At 63.0% G+C, this 18642-nt stretch carries 17 protein-coding genes and 1 pseudogene; 12 read left to right on the top strand and 6 right to left on the bottom strand.

The features are described from left to right. The first annotated feature begins 24 nt into the window (after window positions 1–24). A complete protein-coding gene (locus CN311_RS07170; protein WP_097572632.1) occupies window positions 25–1020 on the top strand; it encodes a sterol desaturase family protein in 996 nt (331 codons plus the stop codon). Then, window positions 1017–2159, top strand: coding sequence for a GNAT family N-acetyltransferase (locus CN311_RS07165; RefSeq protein ID WP_097572631.1), 1143 nt, complete (start codon window positions 1017–1019; stop codon window positions 2157–2159). The genes CN311_RS07170 and CN311_RS07165 overlap by 4 nt, the downstream gene beginning before the upstream one ends. Before the next feature lie 45 nt (window positions 2160–2204). Here CN311_RS07165 and CN311_RS07160 read toward each other — a convergent pair. From CN311_RS07160 to CN311_RS07145, 4 genes and pseudogenes are all read right to left on the bottom strand, one after another. Further along, a pseudogene (locus CN311_RS07160) lies at window positions 2205–2372 on the bottom strand (JAB domain-containing protein); the annotation flags it as partial. Between the two features lie 235 nt (window positions 2373–2607). Continuing rightward, window positions 2608–3486: an ABC transporter permease gene (locus CN311_RS07155; RefSeq protein ID WP_425351054.1), complete on the bottom strand. Its 879-nt coding sequence runs from the start codon at window positions 3484–3486 to the stop codon at window positions 2608–2610. Next, a complete protein-coding gene (locus CN311_RS07150; protein WP_097572628.1) occupies window positions 3483–4424 on the bottom strand; it encodes an ABC transporter permease in 942 nt (313 codons plus the stop codon). The genes CN311_RS07155 and CN311_RS07150 overlap by 4 nt, the downstream gene beginning before the upstream one ends. A 59-nt stretch (window positions 4425–4483) precedes the next feature. Continuing rightward, window positions 4484–5989 carry an ABC transporter substrate-binding protein gene (locus tag CN311_RS07145; protein ID WP_245440763.1) on the bottom strand — a complete coding sequence of 502 codons (1506 nt, stop codon included), beginning with the start codon at window positions 5987–5989 and terminating at the stop codon, window positions 4484–4486. Window positions 5990–6222: 233 nt separating this feature from the next. Here CN311_RS07145 and CN311_RS07140 point away from each other — a divergent pair, with 233 nt between their 5' ends. Genes CN311_RS07140 through CN311_RS07130 form a run of 3 tightly spaced genes read left to right on the top strand, consistent with a single transcriptional unit; the run spans window position 6223 to window position 10676 of the window. Continuing rightward, a complete protein-coding gene (locus tag CN311_RS07140) occupies window positions 6223–7428 on the top strand; it encodes an ROK family transcriptional regulator (RefSeq protein ID WP_097572627.1) in 1206 nt (401 codons plus the stop codon). A 30-nt stretch (window positions 7429–7458) separates the two neighbouring features. Continuing rightward, entirely contained in the window at window positions 7459–9048 is a 1590-nt protein-coding gene (ggt, locus tag CN311_RS07135) for a gamma-glutamyltransferase (protein WP_097572626.1), read from the top strand. 2 nt (window positions 9049–9050) lie between these two features. Continuing rightward, window positions 9051–10676, top strand: coding sequence for an ABC transporter ATP-binding protein (locus CN311_RS07130; RefSeq protein ID WP_097572625.1), 1626 nt, complete (start codon window positions 9051–9053; stop codon window positions 10674–10676). A gap of 491 nt (window positions 10677–11167) precedes the next feature. On the opposite strand, the gene radC is transcribed toward CN311_RS07130, so the two are convergent. Both radC and map read right to left on the bottom strand, forming a co-directional pair. Continuing rightward, on the bottom strand, window positions 11168–11917 hold the full coding sequence (gene radC, locus CN311_RS07125) for a RadC family protein (RefSeq protein WP_097572624.1): 750 nt from the start codon (window positions 11915–11917) through the stop codon (window positions 11168–11170). A gap of 31 nt (window positions 11918–11948) precedes the next feature. Beyond that, window positions 11949–12776, bottom strand: coding sequence for a type I methionyl aminopeptidase (gene map, locus CN311_RS07120; protein ID WP_097572623.1), 828 nt, complete (start codon window positions 12774–12776; stop codon window positions 11949–11951). A gap of 304 nt (window positions 12777–13080) precedes the next feature. Here map and CN311_RS07115 point away from each other — a divergent pair, with 304 nt between their 5' ends. The 7 genes from CN311_RS07115 to CN311_RS07085 all read left to right on the top strand — a co-directional run. Continuing rightward, complete coding sequence (locus CN311_RS07115) at window positions 13081–13407, top strand: hypothetical protein (protein ID WP_097572633.1); 327 nt, start codon at window positions 13081–13083, stop codon at window positions 13405–13407. 123 nt (window positions 13408–13530) lie between these two features. After that, window positions 13531–13767 (top strand): hypothetical protein, encoded by a 237-nt coding sequence (locus CN311_RS07110; RefSeq protein WP_097572622.1) that lies wholly within the window; start codon window positions 13531–13533, stop codon window positions 13765–13767. A gap of 122 nt (window positions 13768–13889) precedes the next feature. Beyond that, on the top strand, window positions 13890–14186 hold the full coding sequence (locus CN311_RS07105) for a DUF982 domain-containing protein (RefSeq protein ID WP_097572621.1): 297 nt from the start codon (window positions 13890–13892) through the stop codon (window positions 14184–14186). Window positions 14187–14450: 264 nt separating this feature from the next. Next, the gene (locus tag CN311_RS07100) at window positions 14451–15110 is read left to right on the top strand and encodes a DUF2161 domain-containing phosphodiesterase (RefSeq protein ID WP_097572620.1); all 660 of its coding nucleotides are present in this window, start codon (window positions 14451–14453) and stop codon (window positions 15108–15110) included. Window positions 15111–15404: 294 nt separating this feature from the next. Further along, complete coding sequence (locus CN311_RS07095) at window positions 15405–16280, top strand: substrate-binding domain-containing protein (protein ID WP_097572619.1); 876 nt, start codon at window positions 15405–15407, stop codon at window positions 16278–16280. Then, complete coding sequence (locus CN311_RS07090) at window positions 16277–17734, top strand: sensor histidine kinase (protein WP_097572618.1); 1458 nt, start codon at window positions 16277–16279, stop codon at window positions 17732–17734. Before CN311_RS07095 ends, CN311_RS07090 begins: the two co-directional genes overlap by 4 nt. Continuing rightward, window positions 17724–18642: sigma-54-dependent transcriptional regulator (locus tag CN311_RS07085; protein ID WP_097572617.1), on the top strand; the 919-nt coding region annotated here is incomplete at its 3' end. The genes CN311_RS07090 and CN311_RS07085, both read left to right, overlap by 11 nt.

Genomic DNA, 18642 nt, shown 5'->3' with positions numbered 1-18642 from the left:
CACGGACCCAGGGCCACCGCACCGATGTTTTCTGAATTCGCCAGAGCGATTGTCGAAAAGCTCTCCAATATCAATCTGTTGACCCTCGGCCTGCTTTTTTTTACGGCGCTGGGGAGCGCGGTGATCGCTTACTGGCGAACCGTCGAACATAAATCCTTCAGGGACTTTTTCGATTTCGCTTTCCCGGCGGAGGTCATCCTGCATCCGTCGGCGCGAGCGGATGTCCTATTTTGGGTCACGAAAAGGGCGATTATGCCTTTCCTGCTCATCCCTGCCGGCGTCACCTTCGTTACCGCGGTGGGCTATGCGACACATGAGGCAATCGGCTGGCTTTTCGGCATCCAGGCGCCGCTCATCGGCGGCCCGGCCGGACCGGTGACAATCGTCATCTTCACCGCAACCATGCTGATAGCCTATGATATTTCATACTATCTCTACCATGTCGCCCAGCACCGCTTTCCGTTCCTGTGGGAATTGCACAAGGTGCATCATTCGGCCGAGGTGATGGTGGGGATCACCAAGGACCGGGTTCATCCGCTGGACGATCTGATGAACCGTATGTGGGACGGCGTCATCCCGGGAATCTGCTTCGGCATCTGGAGCGTGATCGCGCTCGATCCGGTAGAGGTCGCTATCTTCGGCATCAATGTCTACGTCATCCGCAACATCCTGATGATGGACTTCGTTCGCCATACGCATCTCAAGATTTCCTTCGGCCCGCTGAACAAAATCATCTTGTGTCCGCATTGGCACCAGGTGCATCACAGCATCGATCCTCGCCACTATGACAAGAATTTCGGCCTGCTTTTCTCGTTCTGGGACCGTCTCTTTGGAACGCAGTTTGTGCCTGATCCGGAAGAAGATCTGAGATTTGGCCTGATAGATCGCGATGTGCGCGATTATCAATCGCTCTTCGGGCTCTACATCCTGCCACTCAGGAAGATGGGGAGGCACGTCATCCGGCTGTTCCACAGGCGGCCTAATGTAGTCGCCCAGCCACAGGACAGTTCACCATCATGAACACCTTTGTTTCGATCGATGCCGTGGGCACGGAGCGCCTGGAAATTGTCCGTTCGGCGGATCGCCTGGCTGCGGTCGAAGCCCAGTGGATGCAGCTTTGGCATCGCACCGACGGTCTGATCTTTCAGAGCCATGCCTGGGTTTCGGCATGGTGGAGCACGGTGGCGGACCGTGACCAGCGCGCGCTGCGCATAGGCCTGGTCTGGAACGGTGACAGGCTGGTTGCCGTTATTCCGCTGGCGATCGGCAAGCGCAAGGGCTTGCGGTTTCTTGAATGGGCGGCCAGCAGCTATACCGATTATGGAGATATTCTGGTTGCTCCGGAATGCTCATTGTCGGCCCTGCAGGATCTATGGGCTCAGCTCTGTGACGCCGGTGGTTTCGACCTTGCCTTTCTCAATCGTCTTTTGCCGGATGCGGCGGTCCGCAAGATCTTTGCTGCGGGCGGCGCTTCCAGCGGCATCAGGCTTCGTCCCAATCATAGGGAGGAAGTCAGTTATCGAGTCGGCGGACCGTGGAAGAGCGGAGCGGCATGGTTCGAGGACCAGTCCAAGAAGACCCGCCAGAACTATCGACGCGGTATCAAGACATTGGAAGAAACCGGAAAAGTGAAATTTCGCCTGCTTGCGCCCGACGAACCGCTGCAGCCGGTACTGGACCGGCTCTCGGTGCTGAAGCGCAGATGGCTGGTGCAGCACTCGCGTGAATCCCAACTTTACGAAGAGGGAACGCCGGTACTCGCCGCATTGGTCGACGTGCTGGCGCGCGCCGGCGTGCTGCGCATTTTCGTCCTCGAATGCGATGGCGTCATGGTCGCGGTCTCCATCAACTTTATCCAGCGCCAGGTCATGATGGCCTTCGTGACCACCTTCGATCCGGATTTCAGCCGCGCGTCGCCGGGCATAATTTTGATCATGGACTACATTCAGTGGTCGATCGATCACGGCCTGGGCATGGTCGATTTCCTCTGTGGCGCGGAGGCCTTCAAGAATAAGTTCGCAACGCAGGCCGTTACCCTGCAATCCGTTCTTGGCACGCGCACGGCGCAAGGCACGCTCGCTTCCGTCGCTGATGGTATCCGTGAGAGGATCAGGCATGCACGCCAACGCAAACTGGCGCCCTCACAGGATGCGGCTTGATCGGGCTCCACAGCGCCCGGAGACCTCGGCCGATATGCACAGGCTTTAGATCAGCAGCAGGCCCTTCATTGAGGCGTGGCCCTTCTTGCCGATGATGAGGTGGTCGTGCACGGAAATGCCGAGCGGTTTGGCCGTCTCGATGATCTGCTTTGTCATCTCGATATCGGCGCGCGAGGGTGTCGGGTCGCCTGACGGATGGTTGTGCATCAAAATACTACCACCAGAATCACCATATTTAGCAAACGCTTGTGTGAAAGATCTGGAGAGCTGGGGCCGTTAACTGGGGCGTTTATCGAGTGACGACCCGTGGCAGATAACGAGGGTCGATTTGTCCCAGCGATCCAGCTCGTAACTCGGATTGCTTTGCCGATCTTGAGGAACGAGGGCCCGACACACAGCTGCCAGCAACCGATTTGCGGTGCGCGCATTGGAGGTCATCCCGCCGACGTTAGCTGTCCTCGGACTGCGACGTGAGCGTGTCGTTCAGGCCGTCGCCCAGGAGGTTGAAGCCGAGCACGATGGCGATGATCGCCAGTCCCGGCCAGACCGCCATCCACGGCGCCTCGGTCAGGAACTGCCGGGCGATGTCGAGCATGCTGCCCCAGGACGGCGCCGGCGGGCGCTGGCCAAGCCCTAGAAAGGCAAGGCTGGCTTCGGCGAGGACGGCGACCGCCATGGTGATGGTGACCTGAACGACGATTGGCGCCAGCACGTTGGGCAGAACATGCGCCAGGATGATGTTGCGGTCGCGCACGCCAAGCGCCCGCACCGCCGTGATGTAGTCCTCGTTCTTGATCGACAGCACCTGGCCGCGCGTCAGCCTGATGAAGACCGGCATGGCCGAGATGCCGATGGCGATCATCGCGTTCTGCAGGCTTGGCCCGAGAAACGCCGCCAGCGCGATTGCCAGGACCAGGAACGGCACCGCCAGGAGAGCGTCGGTGAAGCGCGATATCACCGCGTCGATGACGCCGCCGAAATAGCCGGCGACCAGACCGAGCGGCACGCCGATGGAGATGGCGATGGTGACGGCGACGATGCCGGCCGCCAGAGAGGCGCGGGAGCCGAAGATGACGCGCGAGAGCACGTCGCGCCCGAGATCGTCAGTTCCGAACCAGTGCTGGGCCGAGGGCGCCTGCCTGACCCCGAGCCAGTCCGACGCGTTGGGGTCGAAGGGCGCGATGAGAGGGGCGAAAATCGCCACCAGCACAAAGAAGGCGACCAGCGTGCCGCCGATCATGGTGCTCGGATGCGACAAAGCGCGCCGCACGCCGGAGCGACGCGTCCCGCCGCGCGCGGCTGGCCTCGGGGAGGCCTGCCCGCTCACGAGCGCAGCCTCGGGCTCAGGATGACATAGGCGATGTCGGCGATCAGGCTGAGCAGCAGGAAGATCAGCGCCGAGCACATCACCACGGCCTGGACCACGGCATAGTCGCGGCTGAAGACGCCGTCGACGATCATTTTGCCGAAACCGGGAATCCCGAACACCTGTTCGGTCAGCACGGCGCCCGACAAGAGTTCGCCGAGGTGCAGCGTGCTGGTCGTGACGACCGGTATCAGGCCGTTGCGCAGGGCATGGCGGGTAACCACTATGCGTTCGCGCAGGCCCTTTGCGCGTGCGGTGCGCACGTAGTCCTGCTTGAGGACGGCGATCATCGAACTGCGTGTATGGCGCATGACGATGGCCGCCGCCGCGGTGCCAAGCACGATGCTCGGCATCAGGGTGTAGCGCAGATTGTCGAGCGGCGACTCGAAGAAACCCACATAGCCGCCGCTCGGAAGCCAGCCGAGCGACACGGCGAACAGGAGGATCAGCATGATGCCGAGCCAGAAGCTCGGGATCGACAGGCCGCCGAGCCCGATGAGGCTGACGATATAGTCGACCGGGGTGCCGCGCCGGATCGCGGCGAAGACGCCCGCCGGAATGCCGATGAGAAGAGCGATGAGCATGGCCTGGAGCGACAGCTGCAGGGTGACAGGCAGTTTCTGCACGATCATCTCTCCGATCGGCAGCCGGGTGCGGATGGACAGGCCGAAATCGCCCTGCAGGACGCTGCCGAGCCACTTGGCGTACTGCACCGGCAGGGGCCGGTCGAGGCCGTATTTGGTGCGCAGGAATTCGATCACCGCAGGATCGGGTTCCTGGCCGGCGAGCGCCAGGGCGGGATCGCCCGGCAACAGCTTCAAGAGACCGAAGACCATGACCGAAACGAGCAGGAGCGTCGGGACCGAGATCAGGATGCGCCGCAGGATGAAGTTGAGCATATCGGTCTGGGGGGTCCCGCTGTTGTCGGGGCCGCACCCGATCGGGCGCGGCGGCCGGTTTAGTTGGACGCCGGCTTGACGCCGGTGACGCGCAGGATGCCGTCCGGATAGATCGAGATCCCCTTGACCGAGGCCCGGGCGCCATAGAACCACGTCGGGTGGTACAGCGGAATGGTCGGGCGATCGTTCAGATAGATGCCGGCCGCCTGTTCGTAGAGAGCCTTGCGGGCGTCGGTATCGAGCTCCTTGCGCGCTGCGATCAGCACCTCGTCCAGTTTGGGCGACGAATAGCCGTTCAGGTTCTGGGAGCCGCCCGTGCCGAAGAAGGTGTAGAGTGTCGGGTCCGGATCCGCGCGGCCGCTCCAGTTGCCGATGTAGAGTTCGAAATTGCCGGCAAGGTAGCGCTCGATGGCCGACGACGTCTCAAGCGGAAGCAGATTGACGGTGAAGCCAGCCTCCTGCGCCATCGACTGAATGATCTGCGCAACGCGACCGTCGGTCAGCGAGTTCTCGTAGGTGATCTCGATGGTCGGGTTCGAGACGCCGGAGTCCTCGATAAGCTTCCTGGCCGCATCGACGTCCCGCTCCGGCATTGGGTGCCTGGTGCTGTGGTAGACGCTGGAGGGGGGGATCATCTGGTTGTCGGCGGTGAATTCGCCGTTGAAGGCAACCTTGTTGATGGCGTTGCGGTCGAGCGACAGTTCTAGCGCCTTGCGCAGTTCGGGCTTGTCGGCCAGCACGCCCTTGGCTTCAGGGCGGACATTGATGAAGAGGTGCGAAACAGCGAGGCCGGCCGAAGTGTAGAGCGCAAGGTCGGAATTGGAACGGATCGCTTCGAGATCGGTCGGCGCGATCCGCTCGGCGACGTCGAGGTCGCCGGCCTGGATGCGCGACAGTCGTACGGTGGAATCGGGAATGACCTGGTATTCGATCGCGTCGTAGCCGATCTCGCCGGCGTTCCAGTAGCCGGGGTACTTCTTGAGGCTGATCTTGTCGCGGGCGCTGCGGCTCTCGAACTGGTAGGGACCGGAACACACGGGATTGGCGGCGAATTCGTCAGTCGAGGTCGCTGCTGACGGCGACACCATCATCCCGGCGCGATCGGTGAGGACCGAGAGCAGCGGCGCAAACGGCGTTTCGAGCTTCAGCACCACCGTCATGGGATCGACGACCTCGACCTGCTTGATGGGGGACAGTTCGGAGCGGCGCTTGGATTCCTTAAGCGTCTGCATGCGTTCGATGTTGGCCTTGACGGCTTCGGCGTCGAACGGCTTGCCGTCATGGAAGGTCACGCCTTCGCGCAACTTCAACGTCAATTCGGTGTTGCTGTCATTCCACGACCACGCGGTCGCCAGTTGCGGCACGATCTCAAGCTTTTCGTTGATGTCGAGCAGCTTGTCGCACAGTGCGTCGAACACGATGCGGCCCGAATAAGTGCCGCCGGTCGCCGGATCCATCGTATCGGGGTCGTCCTGCAGGCCAACGCGCAGCGTCTGAGCGCTTGCCGATGCCATGGAGATCGCCATCAGGCCCGCCAGGACCGTCAGCTTCATCGATACCGTCATGTTGGTTTTCCCTCTGTTGGTTTACGAATGCGCCACGCAACGTCTCCATCTTGGCAGCCAGCGAAACACACTCGAATTCTTTTGTAAAGTTTGCGAACCAATTAAAGAGGGCCGGAAGTTGAGCGCTTTGAAATCGCCGGCATACGCAGCATATTTGCGGCCTTCCGGGTTGACGCGGATAGATTTGTTGGTTCATTTGTGCGCTACATTGACTAATTGAAGCCCGACTTTTCATGACCGACCTATCCTCTCTCGCGACGCCCCGGCAGATCACGCTCCGCACCGTCGTCCGCATCCTGCTCGACGGGGGTGCGGTGTCGCGCGCCGAGCTCGCCAGGCTGACCGGACTGTCCAAGCAGACGATGTCGGAGGTCTTCCGCGACCTCGAGGACGGTGGCTGGGTGCAGATGGCCGGCAGGACGCAAGGCGCTGTCGGGCGGAGCGCGGCGACATACGAGGTGCGCGCCGACCGCGCACTGGTCTTCGGGGCGGATGTCGGCGGCACCAAAATCCAGGCGGCGCTGGCGGACATGCGCGGCAGGATCGTCTCGGAACTGGTCGAGCCGACGGACGCAAGGGGCGGACAGCACGTCATCGAACAGCTGGCGCGCATCAATGGAACGCTGGCCAGCCGCGCCGGCCTGCCGGCAGGCCGGGTGCTGGTCGGCGGCGTTGGCATCCCCGGCGCCTTCGACCTGCGTTCGAAGCGGCTGTTCATGGTGCCCAACATCGCCGGCCTGGAAGGCTCCTTTTTCGCCGAGGAGCTGGAAGCCCTGGTGAGCTTCGACGTGGCGGTCGGCAACGACGTCAACATGGCCGCCAAGGGCGAGCTTTGGATGGGCGAAGGCAAGGGCATCGACAATTTCGTGTTCATCGCGCTCGGCACCGGGGTGGGCATGGGCATCATCAACGAGCGGCGTATCCTGCGCGGCGCGCGCGGCGCGGCGGGCGAGATCGCGACCCTGCCAGTGGGGGCAAGCGGCTACGATGCCCGCACCTTCCATTCCGGCGTTCTCGAAACGATGATCGGCAGCGCCGCGATCCGTGACCGCTACGAAGGTGCGGGTGGCCAGCCGGGCCTGACCGTGCGCCAGATCATCGACCGCATCGAAGGCGGTGACCGCATCGCCGGCGCCACGCTCGATGAGGTGGCCCGCACGCTGGCCGAAGCGATACTGGCGGTAGCGGCCATCGTCGACCCTGAACGCGTAGTGCTCGGCGGCAGCATCGGCGCGCGAACCGAACTGCTCGACCGCGTGCGGCATTTCCTGCCGCTCTGCATGCCGACGCCGCCCGAGTGCACTATCAGCCGGCTGGGCAGCCGCGCCGCGCTCTACGGCACTATCGCGACCAGCCTCGACCTGCTGCATGAAAGCCTGTTCCAGACCGCGGGCTACGATCTCTTGCCGGGCGCCGAGCTGGTGGAGGCGGTGGAATGAGCCCCAATATCCCAACGATCGAGAAACCTCATGCATGACCGCGATTTCATGGTGCCCGGCAAATCGGTGGCCCTCGCCGAGAACGGCATGGCCGCAACCTCGCACCCGCAGGCGACCCTGGCCGCGGTCGAAATCCTTAAGGCCGGCGGCACGGCCGTCGACGCGGCGATCGCCGCGGTCGCGCTGCAATGCGTGATCGACCCGCACATGACCGGCATCGGCGGCGACTGCTTCGCGCTCTACGCGCCGGCCGGCGGCCGGATGGTGTCCTACAACGGGTCCGGCCGGTCGCCACGGGCCGCGACCCTGGACGCCTACTTGGTGAAGGGCTGGACGGCGATCCCGGACGATTCCGTGCATGCGGTGACGGTTCCGGGCGCCGTCGACACCTGGTGCAAGCTGAACAGTGAACATGGACGGCTGGGACTCGACCGCATCCTGGCGCCGGCGATCGAGGCCGCCGAAAACGGCTTCACGATCCCGCCGCGCGTGGCGCATGACTGGCAGCGCTACGCCAGCCGCGTCGCCGCGCATGCCGACGCCGCCGCTCAGTTCCTGCCGGGCGGACAGTCACCGGTGACCGGCGACCGGCTGAGCAACCCGACGCTCGGCAGAACGCTGCGCAGGATCGCCAAGGAGGGCCGCACCGCCTTCTATGAGGGAGACGTGGCCGACGACATGGTGGCAACGCTTAAAGCGCTGGGCGGGCTGCACAGCGCCGACGATTTCGCCTCGTTCGCCTGCGAGGCGACCGAGCCGATCTCGGCCGGCTACCGGGATCACGTACTGATGGAATGCCCGCCCAACGGCCAAGGGCTGGCGGCGTTGATTATGGCCCGGCTGCTCGACGGCTTCGACCTCGCCGACCCGGCGCTGAGCGAGGTCGACCGCATACACCTGCTGGCCGAAGCCACCAAGGAGGCCTATCGACAGCGCGACGCTCTGATCGCCGATCCCGCCGCCATGACCGTCAGCGTCGAGGAGGTGCTGTCCGACGCCAACATTAAGACGCTGCTGTCACGCATCTCCCTCGACAAGGCCTCGCAGGCCGCAAGCCCCGACATGCCGATTCACCGCGACACGGTCTATGTCAGCGTCGTCGACCGCGACGGCAACGCGGTTTCGCTGATCAACTCGCTGTTCTTCGCCTTCGGCAGCGGCATCTACGCAAGGAAGGCAGGCGTGCTGATGCAGAACCGCGGCACCGGGTTCTCGCTCGCGCCGGGGCATCCGAACGCCATCGCGCCGGCCAAGCGGCCGTTCCATACGATCATCCCGGCGCTGGTCTGCAAGGACGGCCGCACTGTCTGTTCCCTCGGCGTCATGGGCGGTCAGTACCAGGCGACCGGCCATGCCCATATCCTGTCGCAGGTGCTCGACCGCGGGCTCGACATCCAGGCCGCGTCGGACCAGCCGCGCAGCTTCTTCACCGACGGCGCGATCAGCCTCGAGACGACCATTCCGGACGCCGTCCGGGCCGGCCTGGAAGCGCGCGGCCACCGCACGCGCTGGGCCGACGAGCCGCTCGGCGGCTGCCAGGCGATCTGGATCGACCATGACCGCGGCGTCCTGTGGGGCGCCTCCGACCACCGCAAGGACGGCATCGCTCTGGGATACTGACGATGGAGACGACCGCTCCCGAAACGACATTGACCGTATCGGTGCAGCACCTGGCGCTGCGGCTGCCGCGCGGGGCCGACCGGGACTATGCCCTGGCCGACCTGAGCTTCGACCTGCCGGCCGGCGAGATCCTGTGCATCGTCGGCGAATCGGGTTCCGGCAAGTCGCTCTGTGCACAGACCCTGATGGGCCTGCTGCCACGCGCCATCAGCGTGGAGCGCGGCGCCGCGCTGTTCGACGGCATCGACCTGATCAGCGTGGACGCGGCAACGCTGCGCACGTTGCGGGGGCGCCGCGTCGGCATGATCTTCCAGGAACCGATGACCGCGCTCAACCCGTCGATGCGCATCGAGAACCAGATCATGGAAGTGTTCGAGGCGCACGACCTGCTTTCGCCGGCCGAGCGCCGCGCGCGGGCGCTCGACCTGGCGCGTGAGGTGCAACTCCCCGATCCCGAACAGGCGATCAAGGCCTATCCCCACCAGCTGTCGGGCGGCCAGCGGCAGCGCGCCATGATCGCCATGGCGCTGGCGCTCGAACCGGCGCTGCTGATCGCCGACGAACCGACCACGGCGCTCGACGTCACGACGCAGGCGCAGATCCTCAAGCTGATGCGCGAGATTCAGCGGCGGCGGAACATGGCGGTGATCTTTATCACCCACGATTTCGGCGTGGTTTCCGACATTGCCGACCGGGTGCTGGTGCTCGAGAAGGGCATCGTCGTCGAACAGGGAGCGGCGCGGGAGGTGCTCAGCAACCCGCAGCATCCCTACACAAGGGCGCTGCTCGCGGCGGTGCCGTCCGGCACGCCGGCGATCCGGCCGGACGCTCCGGAACAGCCGGTCGCCCTTGCGGTCACCAATCTCAACAAGTCGTACCGCTCCAAGGCCGGCATGTTCGGTGCGGTCCGCAGCGTGCGGGCGGTGAAGGATGTGAGTTTCGAGATCAGGCGCGGCCGCACGCTCGGGCTGGTGGGCGAGTCGGGTTCGGGAAAATCGACCGTGGCGCGGCTGGTCACGCGCATCAACGAACCGGATTCCGGCGGCATAGAACTCGGCGGTCAGGATTACCGCGCCTTGCGCGGCGAAGAGCTAAGGCAGCAGCGCAGCCGCATCCAGATGGTGTTCCAGGATCCTTTCTCGTCCCTCAATCCGCGCCGCAAGGTGGGCTTGAGCATTGCCGACGGCCCGATCGCGCGCGGCGTGGCGCGGCACGAAGCGCTCGACAATGCGCGCGCGCTGCTCGGACTCGTCGGACTTGACGCGCGCTCGGCGGACCGCCTGCCGCACGAGTTTTCCGGCGGTCAGCGCCAACGCATCGGCATTGCCCGCGCATTGGCGCTGGAGCCGGACGTGCTGGTTGCCGACGAGGCAGTCTCGGCCCTCGACGTCACCGTGCAGGCGCAGGTCCTGAAGCTGCTCGACGAGCTGAAGCGGCGGCTCAACCTCGCGATGCTGTTCATCACGCACGACCTGCACGTCGCCGCGCAGGTCTGCGACGACATCGCGGTGATGAGGTTCGGCGAAATCGTCGAAATGGGACCGACCCGCGACATCTTCCTCAATCCGCAGCACGGCTACACCAAACAGTTGCTCGCCGCCATTCCCGGGTCGGTGCGCCGGCACTAGTGCGGACCGCAAGTCAGGCCTAAACGATGCTACCGGGCGGCTCATCCCGATCGCAGGCCAGTAGGGCCGTCCCCGGGGCGATGGTTCCTTTCAGCGAGCGGCGATTTGCCGATATCTCCGATGTCCAGCAGATTCGTCAAAGGGGTGCAGAGGCGCGAAATCGGCGCTGCATTGTGAGGCAGGGAAGGGTGCATGTCTTGCCCCCGACAACGCCCTCGCAGGACACTAGCTACATTTGCTTCTATCACCCGTCGCACGACGGCTGGGTCGGCCAAAGTTAAACTCGCAAATCCCTGATTTCAGGTGGAAATTGGATCGAAGCGTGACCCGTCGTGAACCACAATGGTCGCAGGGTGTCGAGCGGGATGTTTATGGATCAATCTATGGCCAAAATCGCTATATCCATCAAATACTTATGTGCCGATGCTGGAGAGCTGGGATCGATAATTGGGGCATTTAGCAATTGACTTTCAGGGCAGTCATACAAGCCTTCAAATCAGCAGCAGGCCCTTCATGCTGGCGTGGCCTTTCTTGCCAATGATAAGGTGATCGTGCACGGAAATGCCAAGCGGTTTGGCCGTCTCGATGATCAGCTTTGTCATCTCGATGTCGGCGCGCGACGGCGTCGGGTCGCCCGACGGATGGTTGTGCACCAGAATGATCGCGGTGGCGGAGAGTTCGAGCGCGCGCTTGACGACCTCGCGCGGATAGACCGGCGTGTGGTCGACGGTGCCGACCTGCTGCACCTCGTCGGCGATCAGCGTGTTCTTCTTGTCGAGGAACAGGATGCGGAATTGCTCGCGGTCCTCGAAGGCCATTGCCGAGCGGCAATATTCAAGAAGCTGTGTCCAGGTTGACATCAGTTCGCGGCCGATGATTTCGCTACGCGCCATGCGTTGGGCGGTCGCGGCAACGATCTTCAGGTCAAGCGCCACCGCCGGGCCGATGCCCTTGACCTCCTCAAGCCGCGCAGCAGGCGCGCCAAGCACCTCGGCCAGCGTGCCGAAGCGCACCAGCAGCGCCTTGGCGACGGGCTTGGTGTCGGCGCGCGGGATCAGCCGGAAGAGCAGGAGCTCCAGCAATTCATAGTCGGGGAGGGCGCTAGGGCCCGCGGCGGCAAAGCGCTCGCGCAAACGGTCGCGGTGGCCGTGATAGTGCGGCTTCTCGGCCACCGCCTTCTTCGGTGGTGGCTCGATCCACGCTTCGGAAAAGAATGCCCGCTCTTCGTCGATTTTCCCCATGCCTGCCCATCCCCCAAAACTCAGCTAGAGATTAGGCCGGCAGGCCGGGGCGGTCGAGTTTTTTTGGCGACAGCGTGAAGATCTCGCATCCGGTCTCGGTGACGCCGATCGTATGTTCGTATTGCGCCGACAGCGACCGGTCGCGCGTCACCGCCGTCCAGCCGTCCGACAGCACTTTAACATGCGGCCGGCCGAGATTAATCATTGGCTCGACGGTGAAGATCATGCCCGGCCGCATCTCGACGCCCTCGCTGGCGTTGCCATAGTGCAGGATGTTGGGCGCATCGTGGAAAAGCTGGCCGACGCCATGACCGCAGAAGTCGCGCACCACCGAGCAGCGCTCGCCCTCGGCATAGGTTTGGATGGCGGCGCCGATGGCTCCGGTGCGAGCGCCGGGCCTGATCGCGGCGATGCCGCGCATCAGGCATTCGTGGGTGACCTCGAGCAGCCGTTCGGCGGCGCGCTTGATCGTGCCCACCGGATACATGCGCGAGGAATCGCCATGCCAGCCGTCGAGGATATAGGTGACGTCGATGTTGACGATGTCGCCCTCCTTCAACGGCTTGTTGTCGGGAATGCCATGGCAGACGACATGATTGATCGAGGTGCAGGACGACTTGGTGTAGCCGCGATAATTGAGCGTCGCAGGCAACGCGCCGTGGTCCATGCCGAACTCGAAGACGAAACGGTCGATGGCTTCGGTGGTAACGCCGGGCGCGACCATCGGCACCAGTTCATCGAGGCAGCGCGCGGTGAGATCGCAGGCCTTGCGCATGCCGGCAAAACCTTCCTCGCCATAGAGGCGGATCTGGCCGGTGTTTCTGAGTGGTGCCGTGGCGGCGTCGAGATAGGTGACCATTTGTCCGTTTGCAGGGGTAGGTGGGCTACCGATATAAGCCCGCGCGAAAAAAAATCCCACCAGATTTGGCACCGGACGGCGCAAGGTTCAAGGACGAACTGCCGGCTAACGGCGATCGTTCGCGGTTATTCATGCGTTGTGGCCCATATTGTGCCTTCATCGGCGACAGCCCCTGGTTGCGATGCTTTCCTTTTTCGGCTGGACACGATAGGGCGGCGACAGAGTTCGGAGACCTTGCCTCTCGATGGCATCGAAGCGCGCCAGGCCATTCACTTCGCCCATAAAAACAGCCTGTTCGGGCCTGATGGCCCTGCTGTTGCTGTCGCTGTTATGCATGGTCCAGTCGGAGGTGGCTGCTTCGGCGACCGCTGCTTCGGTCGGCGGCGGCATCATCACGGCGCGGCAGGACGACGCGGTCGCGCCGCTACGCGACAAGGCGCAGCCTCTCGAAATTCGCTCCGGCCGGCTGCTGCCGATCAAATTCGTGAGCGGCAATCCCGGCGCGCTTGCGCCGGAATCTGCTTTCTTCCTGTTCAATCAGGTTTCGGCGGTCCAGGCGTCGACCGTGTATGTGTTCGTGCCTGCGCCGCAGGCGAGTGCCAACCAGCTCCGCGCGCCGCCTTCCATCTGAGCTGAGCGGTCTCGGACCGCGCCCAATCCGCCCACTCATGTCTTTTTCGCGTCGCTAGCCGTGCGGCGGCGGCTGTCGGCCGTCCACTGGCCGCGTGGCGCTTCATTTCCGGAACTCTTTTCAATGCAACGTATCAAAACAGTCAAAACGCTGACGCGCGCGGCCTCGGCCGCTTTGTTCCTCGCCGTGCAGGCGCTTATCTGCATCGGAACCGTTTACTGGGCGATCGCCGAGACACTCGGCATGGCGGGAACCGCGGCGCTGGTCCTCGGCGGCATTTTTGCCGTGCCGTCCTTATATGTCGTCATCATAGCTGTCCGAATGGCTTATGAGGCGGAAACCGACCCGGCGAACCAATAAACCTTCGTACGAGCTTCACTGGGTTCCGCACTGACGACACATTTTTGGCGAAAAGCTGGTCAAAGCAACTTTTTCGGTGACGAACGGCATGGCCGCGGCCATGCCGTTCGGGAGAGAAACGAATGGACAGATTGCAATTCGAGGTGCCGGTGCGCATCACGACTGCGCCTGGGCTGCCGGTCGAGGAGATCTACAGCGTCGAACAGGCGCTGGATTTCCTGCAGGACTGGCCGGTCCGCCGGCAAGGGTCGGTCTATCAGGCTGCATTCAATGCCTGCTTCGGCGCTACGGTCGACCTGGTCAAGACCGAGGATGCCTGCCGGGCGTTCATGGCGTTCTGCCGGGTGAGCCGCCTGCTGGCCAGGGACATGATGGTTCGGAGCAAACGGGCCGGCGAGGCGAGGGGGCTTAGAGCCTAAAGCGCGTTACGCGCTTTAGGCTGTTGTTTTATGCAGGTCGTTATCGCAAAACCGCTGCGCACTTTTGCGCGACATGCATTAGCGCCAGCCGGGCTCCAGGCTTTTCAGGAAGCGGTCGAAGATCGGGTCGAACCGTTCGGTAGGCCCTATTTGCCGATCAGGTGCTTCTCGCCTTCCCACTGAGATTCTCCCGTCTGTCTCGCCCAGGTCGTGCGGTAAAGGCGACTCTGTGCGAGCCCGGCCCGAATCGGCTATGGCTCCAACATGCAGGAAGCGTCTCTTTACACGCCGGTGAAGCGGTTTCTTGAGGGCCTGGAATACACTGTCAAAGGCGAAGTCGGCGGCTGCGATGTCGTCGGTTTGCGTGATGGTGAGCCGCCGGTGGTCGTCATTTGCGAACTGAAACTGCAATTCAACCTCGAGCTCGTCCTTCAGGGTATCGATCGGGCGGCGGCGTGCGATGAGGTCTGGCTCGCTGCGCGCATGTCGAGCAGGGGCAAGGGTCGCGAGCACGATCGCCGGTTCCGCGCGCTCTGCCGCCGGCTCGGTTTCGGCCTTCTGGCGGTCGGTTCCTCCGGCAATGTCGAACTGCTGCTCAGTCCGGCCGCTCCGCCGCCGCGGCGAGACCCCAGGCGAAGATCGCGCCTGATGGAAGAGCACCGGCGTCGGCGCGGGGACCCTGTGGTCGGCGGCGGCTCCCGCACACCGATCATGACCGCCTACCGGCAGGATGCGCTGGCCTGCGCCGCCGCGATGGTGGACGGTCCCAAGCGCCCACGCGATCTGAAAGCCATCTCGCCTCGCGCCGCCAATATCCTGCTTCACAATGTCTATGGATGGTTCGCCAGGGCCGAGCGCGGTGTCTATGCGCTTACCGAAATTGGCCATGCGGCCTTGCAGCGCTGGCCACAGCCGGCGCCGTGACGACGTATCGCCAGCATACCTATAGTGGCGCAGTCCGTGCGACGTAGGCAACCGTCGCAAAAATTGTACTTCATTATATTTTGATAAAATAGCGATTATGGACGTGCAATCCGAATCCATTCACGCAGAAATGCGCTTCGCCGCTGTCTTCGCTGGTACTGTTTCTTGTTGGCACTCGGCTACCTGATTGGTTCTGAAGGGTGGGTTTCGGCTACCGCTATTCTTTTCATACATCTCGCTCCTATCCGAATCTCTGGATAGATTGAAGTACGCGGGAAATGAAGGCAGGCCTTCGTGCCAACCCACATCGCAACCGATCGGCGTAGAATCCTCAAGGGTGCTCTCGGGGGCCTCGGCCTGCTGGCGTTGCCTCGGACATCCTGGGCTGAAGTCGAACCCTTTCAATTCGGCCTCACGCCGGTCTTCCTGTCAAATGACCTGGAACTCCTCAATCATCTCCGGGGATATCTGACCAAGAAAATCGGCAGTCCGGTCGAACTGGTGACCCGCCGAACCTACCAGGAAATCACGGCGCTGCTCGTGTCCGGCCAGATCCACTCGGCCTGGATCTGCGGCTACCCCTACGTTCAATACAAAGCGGATCTCGACCTGGTCGCCACACCCGTCTGGCACGGTCAACCGCTCTATCAGTCCTATTTGATAGCCGCTGCCGGACGCGTCGTGGACGATTGGCACGGCCTCAAAGGTGATGTTCACGCCTTTTCAGATCCGGATTCCAACTCAGGCTTTTTGGTGACGCGAACGCTTCTTGCGAAGAACAAGCTTCTCCCCGAGGCATTCTTTTCACGCAGTTTCTTCACCTACGGTCACCGCAACGTCGTGCGAGCGGTAGCGTCCGGCCTGGCGCAATCAGGCAGCGTCGACGGCTATGTCTACGAGGTGATGCGCGAGACCGACCCTGACCTGATCAAACAGGCGAAGATTGTTCGCAAGTCAGAATGGCTGGGGTTCCCTCCGGTGGCCTCGCCCAAATCCCTTGCCGGCGATCCCCGCGTAGAGGCCCTGCGGCAGGCCCTTGTTTCCATGAGGGATGATTCCGAGGGCAAGAAAGTTCTCGACCTCCTTCGGCTTGAAGGGTTTCTCGCCACCGACCCATCGCTGTTCGACACGATTGCGGCCGAGGTCGAAATCGTGAGGCAATTTGGATGAGCTTGCTTCGCCGCTTCAGGTTGATCCCGGTCACCTATCGCGTGCCGGCAATCGTTGCGTTGCTGATGGTTGTGATCAGCGCGGTGATTTCGGAACACGTTCTTGACCGCCTCTCGCGTACGCAAGAGGGCTTCCTGAACGGCCTTGCCGAAACATACCTCGACGGCCTCTCGTCCGCCGTCATCCCTTCGGTCCTAAGAGGAGATGTCTGGGAGGTGTTCGACGCACTTGACAGGTCCAAGTCGTCGTATGCGGCTCTGTCTCCGATCGAAACGGTCGTGACCGGGTCGGATGGTCGAATCCTGGCAGCGACGGACCCCACCCGGATGGCGACGTTCTCGCAACTGCCGGACAGCTATCTGAGCCGCTATGGTCCTGGTGTCGTGACGATCGACGAATCCGCGCTGACCGGCTTCGCCAAGCGCGATCTCATCTATCAGGGACAGCCTGTCGGGACCATCCACGCTACTTTCGACGTCTCGCGCCTGTTCGCCGAGCGCCGCGAAATCCTGTTCACTCTGCTGGTCACGAATGGCGTACTGGCCGTGCTTTTTTCGCTCGGCGGCTTTCTCATCGTCAGGCAGATGATCGCACCGATGCGCGTTCTCGAAAACCACATGCGATCCGCCGCGCATGGAGCGGCCGAGCCAATTTCACCGGTCGAAATTCCAGCAGGGGACTCGGAAGTGGCGGGGCTTTTCCGCGGCTACAACACCCTCGTGCATGCCGAGCGTGAGCGTGCGAATTTCGCCATGCAACTGGCCGAGGAAGAAAAGCTGTCCAGTCTGGGTCGGCTGGCGTCCGGAATGGCCCACGAAATCAATAACCCCTTGGGCGGCCTCTTCAATGCCTTGGATACATTGAAGACCCATGGCGAAACCCCTGGTGTCCGCGATACGTCGATCAGTCTGATCGAGCGTGGCCTCGCTGGAATCCGCGACGTCGTCGAGGCGGCGCTGGCGACCTACCGTCCGGAGCGGTCGCAACGGCTTCTCACCGCGGAAGACTTCGACGATGTCCGCCTTTTGCTCAAGCCTGAACTGCGCCGCCGACGGCAGCGCCTGGATTGGGACATGGCATGGAACGGCGCTGGGGAGATCCCGATCAAAGGAGGTCCGGTCCGCCAGGCCGTGCTCAACCTGCTGCTCAATGCGAGTACAGTAACGCCGGAGGGAGGAGTGGTTTCATTGAAGGCAGGGAGCAGTGACGACCGATTGCGCATCGAGATCGGCGACCAAGGCCCCGGAATGTCGCCGGACATCGCTGCAATACTCACGCACGAAGACCCTGGCCCTGCGGTGCGGGCTGGCCGGGGTCTCGGTCTGTGGATGGTCCGCCGCGTAGTTGACGATCTTGGCGGCAGTGCCAATATCACTGCCAAACAAAACGGAGGGACGGCGATCACGCTCGAAATTCCCTTCGGAGGGGAGACCGCCAAAGCCAATGCTGCCTGAACGCGCACGGATAGGACTTGTCGAGGACGATCCCGTCATGGGCGGATCGATTCTTCAGCGCCTTGAGCTCGAAGGTTGGCACGTGACCTGGTGGCATTCGGGAGGCGAGGCGATCAACGGCATATCTGCGGTTTCGGGTGCGCTTGATCTCATCGTCTGCGATGTCCGGTTGCCCGACATTTCCGGCGAGCTGGTCTTCAACGCCGTGGCCAAGATACCGAACGCGCCGCCGTTCATGTTCGTCACCGGATTCGGCGAGGTCGACCAGGCGGTGCGGCTGATGCGGTCGGGCGCGGTCGATTTCATGACCAAGCCCTTCGCCATGGACGAGTTCCTGCGCCGCATCGAGACTGGGCGCAGGACGACGAACGCGGAGCTTAGGCTGAAAGGCTATTTTCTCGGCGAGTCGCGCGCCATCCAGTCCGTGGAAGACCTGCTGCATCGTTATGCGCGACACGACATGCCGGTCCTGATCACCGGAGAAACCGGAGCTGGCAAGGAGGTGGCGGCACGCCTGCTGCACCAGATATCGCCGCGAGGCTGCGAACCCTTCGTGTCCGTGAACTGCGCGGCCATTCCCGCGGAGCTGCTCGAAAGCGAGATCTTTGGTCACGAGAAGGGCGCCTTTACGGGGGCGCAGCGACGCCACCTCGGTTATGCGGAACGCGCCGGCAAAGGCACGTTGTTTCTTGATGAGATTGGCGACATGCCGCTGTCGCTTCAGGCAAAGATGCTTCGGCTGATCGAGGAAGGGAGCTTCCATCGCGTCGGCGGCGAAGCGCCGGTTACTCTTGGCGCGCGCATCGTGACCGCGACCCATCGCGATCTTGCAAATCGCGGCGGAGCGGCGGGCTTCCGCGAGGACCTGTATTTCCGGCTGGCGGTCCTTCCGGTGACCATCCCGCCAC

It is taken from the genome of Mesorhizobium sanjuanii, from assembly GCF_002529485.1.
Classification (GTDB): domain Bacteria; phylum Pseudomonadota; class Alphaproteobacteria; order Rhizobiales; family Rhizobiaceae; genus Mesorhizobium; species Mesorhizobium sanjuanii.
Note: the sequence above shows the minus strand (reverse complement) of the source record. Positions and strands in the feature narration are given on the sequence as shown.

What these genes read in the sequence shown, in the direction of transcription:
- CN311_RS07170 (WP_097572632.1), top strand. Translation starts at nt 25, where the DNA reads ATGTTTTCTGAATTCGCCAGAGCGATTGTCGAAAAGCTCTCCAATATC.
- CN311_RS07165 (WP_097572631.1), top strand. Translation starts at nt 1,017, where the DNA reads ATGAACACCTTTGTTTCGATCGATGCCGTGGGCACGGAGCGCCTGGAA.
- CN311_RS07150 (WP_097572628.1), bottom strand. Translation starts at nt 4,424, where the DNA reads ATGCTCAACTTCATCCTGCGGCGCATCCTGATCTCGGTCCCGACGCTC.
- CN311_RS07145 (WP_245440763.1), bottom strand. Translation starts at nt 5,989, where the DNA reads ATGACGGTATCGATGAAGCTGACGGTCCTGGCGGGCCTGATGGCGATC.
- CN311_RS07140 (WP_097572627.1), top strand. Translation starts at nt 6,223, where the DNA reads ATGACCGACCTATCCTCTCTCGCGACGCCCCGGCAGATCACGCTCCGC.
- ggt (WP_097572626.1), top strand. Translation starts at nt 7,459, where the DNA reads ATGCATGACCGCGATTTCATGGTGCCCGGCAAATCGGTGGCCCTCGCC.
- CN311_RS07130 (WP_097572625.1), top strand. Translation starts at nt 9,051, where the DNA reads ATGGAGACGACCGCTCCCGAAACGACATTGACCGTATCGGTGCAGCAC.
- radC (WP_097572624.1), bottom strand. Translation starts at nt 11,917, where the DNA reads ATGGGGAAAATCGACGAAGAGCGGGCATTCTTTTCCGAAGCGTGGATC.
- map (WP_097572623.1), bottom strand. Translation starts at nt 12,776, where the DNA reads ATGGTCACCTATCTCGACGCCGCCACGGCACCACTCAGAAACACCGGC.
- CN311_RS07115 (WP_097572633.1), top strand. Translation starts at nt 13,081, where the DNA reads ATGGCCCTGCTGTTGCTGTCGCTGTTATGCATGGTCCAGTCGGAGGTG.
- CN311_RS07110 (WP_097572622.1), top strand. Translation starts at nt 13,531, where the DNA reads ATGCAACGTATCAAAACAGTCAAAACGCTGACGCGCGCGGCCTCGGCC.
- CN311_RS07105 (WP_097572621.1), top strand. Translation starts at nt 13,890, where the DNA reads ATGGACAGATTGCAATTCGAGGTGCCGGTGCGCATCACGACTGCGCCT.
- CN311_RS07100 (WP_097572620.1), top strand. Translation starts at nt 14,451, where the DNA reads ATGCAGGAAGCGTCTCTTTACACGCCGGTGAAGCGGTTTCTTGAGGGC.
- CN311_RS07090 (WP_097572618.1), top strand. Translation starts at nt 16,277, where the DNA reads ATGAGCTTGCTTCGCCGCTTCAGGTTGATCCCGGTCACCTATCGCGTG.